Annotated in this window: 13 protein-coding genes; 11 read left to right on the forward strand and 2 right to left on the reverse strand. The window is 51.0% G+C overall.

All coding sequences use genetic code 11. The features are described 5' to 3' along the window. Positions 1-15: 15 nt before the first annotated feature. The 11 genes from H9Q79_RS02460 (at position 16) to H9Q79_RS02510 (ending at position 12,087) form a co-directional block, all read left to right on the forward strand. Positions 16-1,209 carry an acetate/propionate family kinase gene (locus H9Q79_RS02460; RefSeq protein ID WP_118642308.1) on the forward strand — a complete coding sequence of 398 codons (1,194 nt, stop codon included), beginning with the start codon at positions 16-18 and terminating at the stop codon, positions 1,207-1,209. A 64-nt stretch (positions 1,210-1,273) separates the two neighbouring features. Continuing rightward, positions 1,274-1,801, forward strand: a complete 528-nt coding sequence (locus tag H9Q79_RS02465; protein ID WP_118642306.1) for a YceD family protein — start codon at positions 1,274-1,276, stop codon at positions 1,799-1,801. Positions 1,802-1,803: 2 nt separating this feature from the next. Next, positions 1,804-1,986, forward strand: a complete 183-nt coding sequence (gene rpmF, locus H9Q79_RS02470; RefSeq protein ID WP_118642304.1) for a 50S ribosomal protein L32 — start codon at positions 1,804-1,806, stop codon at positions 1,984-1,986. A 153-nt stretch (positions 1,987-2,139) separates the two neighbouring features. Further along, positions 2,140-2,868 (forward strand): hypothetical protein, encoded by a 729-nt coding sequence (locus tag H9Q79_RS02475; RefSeq protein ID WP_118642302.1) that lies wholly within the window; start codon positions 2,140-2,142, stop codon positions 2,866-2,868. A gap of 179 nt (positions 2,869-3,047) precedes the next feature. After that, entirely contained in the window at positions 3,048-4,058 is a 1,011-nt protein-coding gene (plsX, locus tag H9Q79_RS02480) for a phosphate acyltransferase PlsX (RefSeq protein ID WP_118642300.1), read from the forward strand. Between the two features lie 18 nt (positions 4,059-4,076). Next, a complete protein-coding gene (gene acpP, locus H9Q79_RS02485; RefSeq protein ID WP_118642298.1) occupies positions 4,077-4,307 on the forward strand; it encodes an acyl carrier protein in 231 nt (76 codons plus the stop codon). A gap of 75 nt (positions 4,308-4,382) precedes the next feature. Continuing rightward, positions 4,383-5,078, forward strand: a complete 696-nt coding sequence (gene rnc, locus H9Q79_RS02490) for a ribonuclease III (protein WP_118642296.1) — start codon at positions 4,383-4,385, stop codon at positions 5,076-5,078. A 7-nt stretch (positions 5,079-5,085) separates the two neighbouring features. Then, positions 5,086-8,640: a chromosome segregation protein SMC gene (gene smc / locus H9Q79_RS02495; RefSeq protein ID WP_118642294.1), complete on the forward strand. Its 3,555-nt coding sequence runs from the start codon at positions 5,086-5,088 to the stop codon at positions 8,638-8,640. A gap of 12 nt (positions 8,641-8,652) precedes the next feature. Beyond that, complete coding sequence (gene ftsY, locus H9Q79_RS02500; RefSeq protein ID WP_118642292.1) at positions 8,653-9,594, forward strand: signal recognition particle-docking protein FtsY; 942 nt, start codon at positions 8,653-8,655, stop codon at positions 9,592-9,594. A 40-nt stretch (positions 9,595-9,634) separates the two neighbouring features. Next, the gene (ilvA, locus tag H9Q79_RS02505) at positions 9,635-10,846 is read left to right on the forward strand and encodes a threonine ammonia-lyase (protein ID WP_118642290.1); all 1,212 of its coding nucleotides are present in this window, start codon (positions 9,635-9,637) and stop codon (positions 10,844-10,846) included. Between the two features lie 131 nt (positions 10,847-10,977). After that, positions 10,978-12,087, forward strand: a complete 1,110-nt coding sequence (locus tag H9Q79_RS02510; protein ID WP_118642288.1) for a DUF362 domain-containing protein — start codon at positions 10,978-10,980, stop codon at positions 12,085-12,087. Between the two features lie 63 nt (positions 12,088-12,150). Here H9Q79_RS02510 and H9Q79_RS02515 read toward each other — a convergent pair whose 3' ends face one another. Both H9Q79_RS02515 and H9Q79_RS02520 read right to left on the reverse strand, forming a co-directional pair. Next, the gene (locus tag H9Q79_RS02515) at positions 12,151-12,939 is read right to left on the reverse strand and encodes an ABC transporter permease (RefSeq protein WP_118642286.1); all 789 of its coding nucleotides are present in this window, start codon (positions 12,937-12,939) and stop codon (positions 12,151-12,153) included. Then, entirely contained in the window at positions 12,905-13,699 is a 795-nt protein-coding gene (locus H9Q79_RS02520; protein WP_118642284.1) for an ABC transporter ATP-binding protein, read from the reverse strand. The genes H9Q79_RS02515 and H9Q79_RS02520 overlap by 35 nt, the downstream gene beginning before the upstream one ends. Positions 13,700-13,738: the final 39 nt, after the last annotated feature.

The following is a 13,738-nucleotide window of genomic DNA, read 5'->3' on the forward strand; positions in this document are numbered from 1 at the left end:
GGGAGGGAACAAATCATGAAAGTTTTAATCATAAATTGCGGAAGCTCATCTCTGAAATATCAGTTGATTGATTCTGATACAGAAGAAGTCCTGGCAAAAGGACTCTGCGAGAGAATCGGAATCGACGGAAGGCTGGTATATCAGAAAGCCGGCTGTGACAAGGAGATTACAGAAGCCCCTATGCCGACTCATAAAGAGGGAATTCAGATGGTGCTGGATGCCCTGACCAATGAGAAAACCGGCGCGATCAGCAGCCTGTCGGAGATCGATGCGATCGGCCACCGTGTAGTGCATGGCGGTGAAAAATTCGCCTGCTCTGCAATCGTAGATACGGCAATGATTGATGCCCTGGAAGAGTGCACGGAGCTCGCTCCTCTTCATAATCCGGCTAACCTGATCGGCATACACGTATGCCAGGAGCTGATGCCGGGAGTTCCGATGGTTGGCGTATTCGATACCGCTTTCCACCAGACGATGCCGGAAAAGGCGTATCTGTACGGCCTTCCCTATGAATACTATGAGAAATACAAGGTGAGAAGATATGGTTTCCACGGTACCTCCCACAGCTTTGTATCCAAAGAGCTGGCCAAATTCCTGGGAATAGATATCAATCATTCCAAGCTGATCGTATGTCATCTGGGCAACGGTGCTTCTGTCAGCGCAGTGGTGGATGGTAAATGTGTGGACACCAGCATGGGGATGACGCCGCTGGAAGGTTTGGTCATGGGAACCCGTTCCGGCAATGTGGACCCGGCGATCCTGGAGTTCATTGCTAAAAAAGAGAACCTGGATCTGGCAGGCGTGATGAATGTATTGAATAAGAAGTCCGGTGTATACGGATTGTCCAAAGGGCTTTCCAGCGATTTCAGAGATTTAGAGGAAGCATCTGCCTCCGGCAATGTATATGCAACCAAAGCGTTGGATGTATTCTGCTACCATGTGACCAAGACCATTGGAGCATATGTGGCGGCTATGAACGGAGTGGACGCCATCGCGTTTACAGCAGGAATCGGGGAGAATGCGCCGATCGTGCGCGAAGCAGTCGTCAAGAATCTGGAATATCTGGGAGTCAAGCTGGATGAGGAACAGAATCAGCTTCGCGGCAAAAATACCAAGATTTCCGCTGAGGACTCCAAGGTGGCTGTCTGCGTTATTCCGACCAATGAGGAACTGGCGATCTGCCGCGAAACCGTCGCACTGTTGAAGTAAAAGAAAGTCTTGACAAATGGCATCTCCATATGTATACTATATAAAGTGTGATTAGGAGACAATTATGTTACTGGATCTGTCAAAAGTGCTGTTACAGGATGGAAAAGCTCTCGAAACCAGCGTAGAGCTGGAGATGAATGAGCTTGTCTTCCAGATGGGAAAATTTTCCATAGCCAGAAAAAGCCCGCTTCAGGTTGCTGTGACCAATACCGGCGACCGCGTGCTGGAGATCAGAGGCCATGGAGAAGTAATGCTTTTGATTCCCTGTGCGAGATGTCTGACTCCGGTGGAATATCCGATGGTTCTGGATTTTGAACGGACTGCGGATATGAAGCTGTCGGAGGAGGAGCGGGAAGAACGGCTGGAGGAGACCAATTTCATGGAAGGAGAGCAGTTGAATCCGGAGGTGCTGGTGCGTAATGAGCTTTTAATCAATTGGCCGATTCGAGTGCTGTGTAAAGATGACTGTAAGGGAATCTGCAGCCGTTGTGGTGCGAACCTGAACGTTACCGCCTGTAACTGTGATACAGAGCAGGCCGACCCGCGAATGGCTGCTATCAGAGATATATTCAGTAAGTATAAGGAGGTGTAATAATGTCCATCTGTCCAAAGAATAAATCATCCAAGGCAAGAAGAGACCAGAGAAGAGCAAACTGGAAGATGTCCGCTCCGAACTTGGTAAAATGCAGCAAATGTGGCGCACTGATGATGCCTCACAGAGTATGCAAGGCTTGCGGCACTTATAATAAAAAACAGGTTATTGCCGTAGACGAATAATAAGTGAACGATGAGAGGGCCGTCACATGAAGTGGCGGCTCTTTTTGTCTTTAGAAGCGTTTGACAAGAATATTAGGTACATGCTATAATACGTATGATTTATGAAATGGAATTGCAAAAGATTTGTAATAAAATATAAAAGGGGTAATTGATATGAAGGTGAAAAAAATATCTGCAGTACTTGCGGTCTGCCTGTGCAGTGCGATGCTGTTAACAGGTTGTTCTTTTTCGGATTTTTTTGATAAGGTGCTGGGCAATGTAAGCGAGCCGGAGACAAGTTCTTCCTCCAGCAGCTCCAAGCAGGAGAGCGCAGAAGTAAAGACGGTAGATCCGACTCTTGAGCTGCCGGCATTTACAGTGGATCTTACTGGAACGACGCAGGTTACGGCAGGTTCCGTGTGTACGTTATCTGCCCCGGCTGCCGTATCAGACGGGGGCACGGTCACCTACCAGTGGTATAAAAACAACGTGAATTCCAACGGAGGCGGGACAATCATAGCAGGGGCGGAAGAAGAATCGTATGATGTGGATACTTCGGAAGCAGGAACTACCTATTACTATGCGGTAGCCACTAATAATCACGGTGACCGGATTGCTAAATCCACAAGCGCCGTGCGGGAAATCACGGTTTGGCCTCTGGGCACCTGGCAGCAGGATGAGGTGGGATTTAAATATGTGATGGAAGATGGCACGTATCCGGCGGATATGTGGATAGACATCGAAGGATTTACCTATCACATGGACAGTGAAGGCCATCGGGCCGTGGGATGGTATCAGGAAGGGGACTACATGTTCTATTTCAACGAAGGCGGGGAGCTTCAGAGAAATACAACCACACCTGACGGACATACCGTAAATGAGAACGGAGTGATGATTTCCTGAGGATATATAAAAAGTGTTTCGGAAGAAATTGAATGATTTCCAGCCGGATAACAGCGGAGGGCGTATCTTCGGATATGCCTTCTTTTTGCTTGCATTTTGTCCGCATGTCTAGTATATTAAATAGTAGATTTGTTGAATGAAGAACGTGATTAATTTTGACAGGAAAGCAGGTAGAGAAGATGGGAGAGCTGGTCAGGGTTGTAGTGGATGCCATGGGCGGAGACTATGCGCCGGCAGAACCGGTTAAGGGCGCTGTAGATGCATTGAATGAAAATGATCATATATTTGTATATCTGGCGGGTAAGGAAGAGCTGATCCGCCAGGAACTGTCTAAATATACGTATCCGAAGGACAGACTGGAGATTGTTCCGGCCGATGAAGTCATTGAGACCGGTGAGCCTCCGGTGAAAGCGATTCAGAGCAAGAAGAACTCTTCTCTGGTGGCCGGGCTAACGATGGTGCGCAAGGGCATGGCCGACGCCATTGTTTCTTCCGGGAGCACTGGAGCCGTGCTGGTGGGAGGCCAGGCTATCGTCCGGAAGGTGAAGGGGGTGGAGCGTGCTCCGCTGGCCCCATTGATTCCCACAGAGAAAGGCGTTGCCCTGCTGATTGACTGCGGCGCCACTGTAGATGCGCGGCCGTCGCATCTTGTACAGTTCGCTGTGATGGGATCTATCTACATGGAATCGGTCATGGGAGTGAAGAAGCCCAGAGTTGCTCTGGTGAACATCGGCGCGGAAGAAGAAAAGGGCAATGAGTTGGTAAAAGAGACCTTCCCGCTTCTGAAGGAGAACAAGAATATTAATTTTATTGGTAATATAGAGGCGAGAGACATCCCCAAGGGCGCCGCTGACGTAGTTGTGACAGAGGCGTTCGTCGGTAATGTCATTCTCAAGCTGTACGAAGGTGTGGGGGCAGTGCTGATCAGCAAGGTGAAATCGGGTATGATGGCTTCCCTGCGCAGCAAAATCGGCGCCCTTCTGGTGAAGCCGGCCCTGAAGCAGACGTTGAAAAGCTTTGACGTGAGCGAATACGGTGGTGCGCCGTTGCTGGGCCTGCGGGGGCTTGTGGTCAAGACGCATGGCAGCTCAAAGGCTGTGGAATTCAAAAATTCGATTCTGCAGTGCATCCAGTTTAAGGAGCAGGACCTGAGCGGTAAGATACAGGAGCACTTATCCGAAAAGGAATGAAACTAGGGGAGAGAAGCTATGGAACTGGAAAAGTTAAAGGCAGTGATTGCCGGAGTCCTGAATGTAGATATCGATGAGATCACACCGGAGACTACTTTTTTGGAAGATCTGGGGGCAGATTCTCTGGATTTGTTCCAGATTATTATGGGAATCGAGGAAGAGTTCGATATTGAAATTTCGACGAAGGTAGTTGAAAAAATTGTGTCTGTGGGGGATGCAGTGGAACAGATCAAACTGGCAATCGGATAATATTTGTGGGGCTGTTCTGAGAGGGGGACTTCTGGAACAGCCTTATTTTCTGCCGGCATATATTGAAAGAGGTTTATGATGAAGGAATTAGCGAGATTAAGAGAACTGGAACAGAAGTCGGGCTACCGGTTCAGGAAATTTGAATGGCTGGAACTGGCCATGCGTCACAGCTCCTATACGAATGAGCACCACATGGCACGGCTGGAGTGTAACGAACGGCTGGAGTTTTTGGGGGACGCGGTTCTGGAACTGGTGTCCAGTGAGTTTCTGTATAAAAACTATCCGGAACTCGCGGAAGGTGAACTGACGAAGCTGAGGGCCAGCCTGGTATGTGAACCTACGTTGGCGTATGATGCCCGGGAGCTGGATCTGGGAGTTTATCTGCTCCTGGGAAAAGGCGAAGAGGCCACGGGCGGAAGGCAGAGGGATTCGGTTATATCCGACGCGATGGAAGCGGTCATCGGCGCTATTTTCATGGACGGAGGCTTTGAAGAGGCCAAAAAGTTTATACTGCGGTATATTCTCGATGATGTGGAGCATAAGCAGCTGTTCCATGACAGCAAGACGCTTCTCCAGGAACTGATACACAGGGACTCGGAGGAAGAAATCCGTTATGAGATCCTGGAAGAAATCGGGCCGGATCACGATAAAAGCTTCCGGGCACAGGTGTGCGTGGGGGATAGGCCCCTGGGCGAGGGAACCGGACGGACGAAAAAATCGGCAGAGCAGAAAGCGGCATACCATGCGATCTGTCAGATAAAGAACAAGTAGGTGGCTTATGTATTTAAAGAGCATTGAGATGCAGGGATTCAAGTCCTTTGCCAATAAGATTCTATTGGAATTTCATGACGGGATCACCGGGATCGTAGGGCCCAACGGCAGCGGTAAGAGCAATGTTGGCGACGCCGTCCGGTGGGTGCTGGGCGAACAGAGCGCGAAGCAGCTCAGGGGCGGCAATATGCAGGACGTCATATTTTCAGGAACTGAGACCCGGAAGCCTCTGGGCTTTGCTTCTGTAGCGATTACACTGGACAATTCTGACCATCAGCTGAACATTGATTTTGAAGAGGTGACTGTAACCAGGCGGCTTTATCGGTCAGGAGAGAGCGAATACCTTCTGAACGGCAGGAACTGCAGGCTGAAAGATATCAATGAGCTCTTTTATGATACGGGAATAGGCAAAGAAGGCTATTCCATCATCGGCCAGGGACAGATTGATAAGATCCTGAACGGCAAGCCTGAAGAGCGGAGAGAGCTTTTTGACGAGGCAGCCGGGATCGTGAAGTTCAAGCGGAGAAAAGCGGCTACCCTGAAGAAGCTGGACGAAGAGCAGCAAAACCTGGTCCGTGTGACGGACATTCTGTCAGAGCTGACGAGACAGCTGAGCCCGCTGGAAAAGCAGGCGGAGAAGGCAAGAATTTATCTGAAGAAGAAGGAAGAGCTGAAGGCGTTGGACATCAATCTTTTTCTGGTGGAATCGGAACGAATTGAGGAACAGCTTCAGGAGACAGGCAGGAAAAAAGAAGCGGCGGAAGAAGAGCTTCGCGGGACGGCGGAGGCCTTTGAACGCACCAAGCAGGAATACGAGGAAATCGAGCGGCAGATGGAGGCGCTGGACGCTACCATTCTGGCCGCCCGGGAAGAAGCTTCCCGGAACGCGCTGCAGAAGCAGCAGCTGGAAGGCCAGATTGATGTGCTGAAGGAGCAGATTCACGCTGCTGAGCAGAACAGCGAGCATTATCAGAACCGCATCGCTGCGGTCACAGAGGATATGGAGCGGCGGGAAGGCGTAAAGCAGGGCTACGAGAAGGAAAAAATTCAGCTGAAGCTGGAGCTTCAGGAAGCAGAAGAGCGGAAGGAAGCGGCCGAGGCAGCCGTCCAGGCACTGCAGTCGCAGATCGGGGATAAGACCCAGGCGGCAGAACAGGGAAAAAATGAGATCATAGAACTGCTGAACCGCCGTTCTTCCATTAAAGGGAAGATCCAGAGATACGATACCATGCTGGAGCAGATCGGCATCCGGAAGTCTGAGCTGTCACAGAAAATGCTGCATCTGAAAAGCGATGAAGCCCAACAGATGGGGGATTTGGCCAGATATCAGGAGGAATACGAAGCGGTCAGCAGGGAAGCCGAAGAAAAAAAACAGCAGATGGACAGGAACCAGCACCAGATCTCTGCCCTGCAGCGGAAGATTGAGGAAGAAAACCGGCAGATGGAAATCGGGCAAACCGCGTATCACAGAGAGGAATCCCGGCTGGAATCTCTGAAGAATATCACCGAACGATATGAGGGCTACGGAAATAGCATCAAGAAGGTCATGGAGCAGAAGGAGCAGAATCCGGGAATCCATGGCGTGGTGGCAGACCTGATTAAGACACAGAAGAAATATGAAACAGCCATTGAGACAGCACTTGGCGGCAGCCTGCAGAATATTGTCACAGATAATGAAAATACGGCAAAATATCTGATTGAATACCTGAAGCGCGGAAGATTCGGCCGTGCGACCTTTCTGCCGCTGACCAGCATGAGCCGGGAAGCACCGGCTGCGGAAGTAGTTGCGGAGGAAGGGGTTATCGGTTCGGCAGGGGACCTGGTGGAGTGCGACCGCATTTACCGGGGCTTGGTTGGGAAACTGTTGGGGCGCACGCTGGTGGTGGATACGATCGACCACGCGATCCGCATTGGACGGAAGTACCATCAGAGACTGCGGATGGTCACGCTGGAAGGAGAGCTGCTGAGCCCCGGAGGTTCCATGACCGGCGGCTCTTTCAGGAATAACAGCAATCTTTTGGGCCGCCGGAGGGAGATTGAGGAGCTGGAGAGCAGTGTACGTTCCCTGAAAAAGGACATGACAGCCATGCAGGCCGCCATTGAGGAAGACCGGAGCCGCCGGAACAAACTTCGCGGCCAGCAGAATGAGCTGTCAGAGATCTTACAGAGCCTGTATCTGAAACAGAATACAGCCAGAATGAATCTGGAAGCCATCCGGGAAAAAACAGAAAACCTGCGGATGGACTATCAGAGCCTGCAGGGCGAAGGGCGTGAGATTGAAAAACAGATCGGGGAGATTCATCAAAACAGGCAGGAAATCCGCAGGGAAATGGATCATTCCAGAGAACAGGAATCCAGTCTGGAACAGATGATTTCTGACGTTACGGCAGAGCTGGAGGCCCTTCACAGCCAGGAGCAGGAGGCGGCCGCGTCCCAGGACAGGGAACGGCTTGCCTATGCGAATTTGCAGCAGAAATGCGAGTTCCTGGAGATGAATATACGTTCTGTCAGAGACGAGCTGGAGAGGCTGAAAAACGAGAAGGAAACTGTCAGTCAAAGCCTGTTGGAAGAGAGCGGAGCTGTGGGCAAAAAAGAGGCAGATATCCTTGAGATTCAGAAAACCATAGAAGCAGCCGGCAGGACCATGGAGGCGGCCGAAGTGGACATGAACGGTTATCTGCGGCAGAAGGAAGAGATGGGCAGGAGCCATAAGGCATTCTTCCAGAAAAGAGACGAGCTGTCTGAACACAGGAACCGGATGGACAAAGAGTGCTTCCGACTGAACGCCCAATTGGAGAAGCTGGAAGAGACAAAGGAGGCCGCTGTCGCCTACCTGTGGGATGAATACCAGATCACGCCCGATCAGACAGAGTGCTATGCCAGTGAAGAACGTCCGGAGAGGGCCGGGCTGAAAAAGCAGATTTCAGGCCTGAAGGATGAGATCAAAGGGCTTGGAGACGTAAATGTCAATGCCATAGAAGATTTTAAGGGGCTGCAGGAACGTCATACCTTCCTGTCTACCCAGCACAGGGACCTGGTGAAGGCGGCAGAAACTCTGCAAGGGATCATCGACGAACTGGACCAGGGAATGCGCCGGCAATTTGCGGAAAAATTTGAAGAAATCCGCACAGAATTTGACAAGGCCTTTAAGCAGCTGTTCGGCGGCGGACGGGGCACGCTGGAGCTGATGGAGGATGAAGACATCCTGGAAGCAGGAATTAAGATCATATCCCAGCCGCCCGGCAAAAAGCTTCAGAACATGATGCAGCTCTCCGGCGGTGAAAAAGCGCTGACAGCCATCGCGCTGCTGTTTGCCATACAGAACCTGAAGCCGTCGCCCTTCTGCCTGCTGGATGAGATTGAAGCGGCGCTGGATGATTCGAATGTAGGGCGCTTCGCAAAGTATCTGCACAAGTTGACAAAGAATACGCAATTTATTATTATTACACATAGAAGAGGAACCATGACCGCGGCGGACCGCCTGTATGGCATCACGATGCAGGAAAAAGGCGTTTCCACTCTGGTTTCGGTGAATCTGATTGAGGGTGAACTGGACAAATAGGAGGTGGCCTGATTGGCGGAGGAGAAAGTTGGCTTTTTTAAAAGATTGGTAAATGGACTATCCAAGACCAGAGCGAGCATTGTATCCGGAATTGACTCTATTTTCAGAGGCTTTTCCAGCATCGATGACGATTTTTACGAAGAGATTGAAGAAATCCTTGTGATGGGAGATATCGGGATTAATACCACAACGGCGATCATCTCGAACCTGAAGATGGAAGTGGCGGACCGCCATATCAAGGAACCGTCAGAGTGCAAACAGTTGCTGATTGACAGCATCAAGAAGCAGATGGCCGTAGGGGACACCGCCTATGAATTTGAGAACAGAAAATCAGTGGTGCTGGTGATCGGCGTGAATGGCGTGGGCAAGACAACCTCCGTCGGTAAGCTGGCAGGTAAGCTGAAGGACCAGGGGAAAAAAGTGATCCTGGCGGCGGCGGACACGTTCCGCGCCGCGGCCGGAGAACAACTGGCCCAATGGGCCAACCGGGCGGGCGTTGAGATCATCGGCGGCCAGTCCGGGGCGGATCCGGCGTCTGTGGTCTACGATGCGGTAGCCGCCGCCAAGGCCAGGAATGCCGACGTGCTTCTGTGCGATACGGCCGGACGCCTGCACAATAAAAAGAATCTTATGGAAGAGCTGAGAAAGATCTACCGGATTCTGGAAAAAGAATATCCGGAAGCATATCTGGAAACTTTGGTGGTTCTGGACGGAACCACGGGGCAGAACGCTCTGGCCCAGGCCCGGCAGTTTAACGAGGTAGCCAATGTGACAGGAATCATCCTGACCAAGCTGGACGGGACTGCAAAGGGCGGCATTGCCGTAGCTATCCAGTCTGAGCTGGACATTCCGGTAAAATATATCGGGGTGGGCGAGTCTATCGACGATTTACAGAAATTTGATTCAGACCAATTTGTCAATGCACTTTTTGACGTTTCTCCGGATCATGAATAGATGTAAAAAATAAAACGCAAAGGTGAAAGGAAGAAAAAAGATGCTGACATTAGATAAATTTGAAGAAGCCTCAGAAGCTGTGAAAAAAGTAACCCAGGAGACGAAACTGATCTACAGTGATTATTTCAGTGAGCAGACGGGAAACAAGGTATATCTGAAGCCAGAGAACATGCAGTTTACCGGGGCCTATAAGCTGAGGGGAGCTTATTACAAGATCAGCACGCTCAGCGAGGAGGAGCGGTCCAGGGGACTGATCACCGCATCCGCCGGCAATCACGCCCAGGGAGTGGCCTATGCGGCAAAATGCTTTGGAGCGAAATCAGTGATCGTAATGCCGACCACCACCCCTTTGATCAAGGTGGAAAGGACTAAAAATTACGGGGCGGAGGTTGTCCTGTACGGCGATGTATATGACGAGGCCTGTGAATATGCGCTGAAGCTGGCTGATGAAAAGGGCTATACCTTTATCCACCCCTTCGATGACCTGACGGTAGCCACGGGGCAGGGTACGATCGCCATGGAAATCTTCCAGGAGCTGCCGCTGGTGGACTACATTCTGGTTCCTGTAGGCGGCGGCGGCCTGGCCACAGGCGTCTCCACCCTGGCCAAGCTTCTGAATCCCAAGATCAAGGTGATCGGAGTGGAGCCTGCGGGAGCCAACTGTATGCAGGTATCCATGGAAAAAGGCGAAGTGACCACTCTCCCGGAGGTTAATACCATTGCCGATGGCACCGCCGTCAAACGTCCCGGCGAGAAGACGTTCCCTTATCTCCAGGAGAATCTGGACGGCATCATTACCGTGGAAGACAGCGAACTGATCGTGGCATTCCTGGATATGGTGGAGAATCACAAGATGATCGTGGAGAACTCCGGGCTTCTGACGGTAGCTGCCCTGAAGCATATGGATGTGAAGGGGAAAAAGATTGTCTCCATCTTAAGCGGCGGCAACATGGACGTCATCATCATGTCTTCCGTGGTGCAGAACGGCCTGATAGCCAGAGACAGGATATTTACGATATCCGTACTGCTTCCCGACAAGCCGGGTGAGCTGGTGAGAGTATCCTCCGTCATTGCAGAGCAGAAAGGCAATGTGGTAAAGCTGGAGCATAACCAGTTCTACAGCACAAACCGGAATGCGGCTGTAGAGCTGCGGATCACAATGGAAGCATTTGGAACAGAGCACAAGAAACAGATCATAAAAGCCCTGGAAGAAGCAGGATACCGGCCCAAACAGGTGCGTGCGAACCTGTAATCCGATTCAGCCATGCGCAGGCCTGGCTGCGGAAAATAGGCAGAGGGAAATTCCGGTATAGACAGTGTAGTTTACAGGGCAGGTTTTAGCGGCCATTCGGAGGGAGGGCTGCAGAAAGGCGGGTTGAAAGGATGGAACGAGCTAAAGTTTATTTTACAGATTTCAGAACGGGCACCGGAACCAACATACAGAAAAAATTGGAGCGCCTGATGCTGAAGGCAGGAATAGAAACCATTGATTTTGACAGGAAGTATGCGGCGATAAAGATACATTTCGGAGAGCCGGGCAATCTGGCTTACCTGCGTCCGAACTATGCCAGGACAGTTGTGGATGTGGTAAAATCCATGGGAGGGAACCCCTATCTGACAGACTGCAATACGCTGTACGTGGGCGGAAGAAAGAATGCGCTGGATCACCTGGACAGCGCTTATGTTAATGGTTTTTCGCCTTTCTCCACAGGCTGTCATATCCTGATCGGCGACGGCCTGAAGGGTACCGATGATATTGAAGTCCCTGTGGAGGGCGGCGAATATGTGAAGAGCGCGAAAATCGGGCGGGCCATCATGGACGCGGACGTGTTTATCAGCCTGACGCATTTCAAGGGCCACGAAGGTACAGGATTCGGCGGGACACTGAAGAATATTGGAATGGGGTGCGGCTCCAGGGCTGGAAAGATGGAGATGCACAGCGCCGGAAAGCCCCATGTAAGCCAGAAACGGTGTATTGGCTGTAAACTGTGCACAAAGGTATGCGCCCATGATGCCATTACCGTTGAGGATAAAAAAGCGTCCATTGATCACAGCAAATGCGTGGGCTGCGGGAGATGTATCGGAGTCTGTCATCAGGACGCCATTCTTCCGGCTTCCGATGAGTCTCTGGATATCCTGAACAGGAAGATTGCGGAGTATTCCAAAGCGGTATTGGACGGCCGTCCCTGCTTCCACATCAGTATTGTTGCGGACGTGTCTCCCTACTGTGACTGTCATCCGGAGAATGACGCGGCCATTGTGCCGGACGTGGGCATGTTTGCTTCTTTTGATCCTGTAGCGCTGGATAAAGCCTGCGCAGACGCTGTGAACGCCCAGCCGGCAATTCAGAACAGTGTGCTGGGAGAGGCAGATCATGAGGGACACGATCATTTCAGCGCCGTATTTCCAGTTACTAACTGGAAGGTTTGCCTGGGACACGCAGAAAAGCTGGGGTTAGGCACTATGGAATATGAACTGGTAACAGTAAAATAGATCTGTTGGCGGCGGGGGAGCATCCGGTTAGATGATCCCCCCGCTGCAGCCTCAGATCTTTTTTTAATATTTATATTTTTTTTCGATAATGTTGAGAATCCCGTAGAACATGGTTGCTATCACGCACAGTATTACAATGGACATGATTACCATATTCAGTTTGAATACCTGTGAGCCATAGATGATCAGGTATCCCAGCCCGCTGCGGGCCCCGATGAATTCTCCGATGACGACGCCAACCAGGCAGAGACCGATGTTGACTTTAAACGTACTCAGAAGATATGGTATGGAAGAGGGAAGGACTACCTTGGTCAGGCAGTCTTTTTTCTTGCCGCCCAGGGTGTGGATCAGCTTCAGCATATCAGGATCCACAGCGTGAAAACCGGCGTCCAGGCTGATGATGGAGCCGAAGATGGCAACGGACATGCCGGCGACGATGATCGTTTTCATGTTGGCGCCCAGCCATACGATCAGGAGGGGAGCCAGCGCTGATTTCGGAAGGCTGTTCAGAACTACCATATAGGGTTCCATGACTGCGGCGAATTTAGGGAACATCCATAGCAGCACAGAAAACAGAACGGAGAAAACCAGCACCAGAAGAAAGCTCAGCGCTGTTTCTGCAACTGTGATACCGATGTGGGAAAAGAGCGCCTGATCCCGGCACATGGTATAAAAGGTTTTTGCGATGCCTGACGGGCTGCTGAAAATAAATGAGTCAATCCAGCCAAAGTCCGCAGCGGCTTCCCACAATGCGAGAAAGCCCAGAAACAGGATCAGGCGGAGAGCTGTGATCTGGCGCTTCCGGCTTTTCAGTTTCTTAAGATAGAGAGATTGTGCTGTTGTTTCCTTCATGGCTGTTCAGCTCCTTCCAGATGAGATTGAAATAATGTTTGAAGTTCGGCGCGTTGCGGGAGCTCATGGGTGTCCGGTTTTCAATGTCCAGCTCGACCGGGATCACAGATGTGAGTCTGGCCGGGCGTTTGGAAAGGATGATGACGCGGTCAGCCATACTGATGGCTTCTGAAATGTCATGTGTTACCAGAAGAGCGGTTTTCCCCTCTTTCTTTATGATTTGTCCTATATCATCGGCTACATTTAACCGGGTCTGGTAATCCAGGGCGGAAAAGGGTTCATCCAGCAGCAAAAGAGCCGGCTCCAGGGCCAGCGTGCGGATCAGTGCCGCCCGCTGCCGCATACCCCCTGACAGCTGGGAGGGACGGGCCTTTTTAAATTGGGCAAGTCCGTAAGAGCTCATCAGTTCATCCACATGGGCTTTAGTCTCATCCGTTATATTGTGCTGTATCTCCAGGCCCAGAAGCACGTTGCTGTAAATCGTGCGCCATTCGAAGAGATGATCCTTTTGCAGCATGTAACCGATGTTAATGCTGGATTCCTCCAGGGGCTTTCCTTCAATGGTAATCGTTCCGTGCTCCGGGCGGAGAAGTCCGGAGATCAGATTCAGAATGGTACTTTTTCCGCAGCCGCTGGGGCCGACGATCGCTACAAATTCCCCTTTTTCAATTGAAAAGCTGATATCAGATAAAACCGGCGTTTCGCCTTCCGGTGTATGATAGGCAAGGGAGATATGGTTTAATTCTAACAGTTGATCCATAACAGACAGAACCTCCAGTCAAGTATAATCTATAATATG

This window comes from Wansuia hejianensis (assembly GCF_014337215.1).
In the GTDB taxonomy this organism is placed as follows: Bacteria; Bacillota; Clostridia; order Lachnospirales; family Lachnospiraceae; genus Scatomonas; species Scatomonas hejianensis.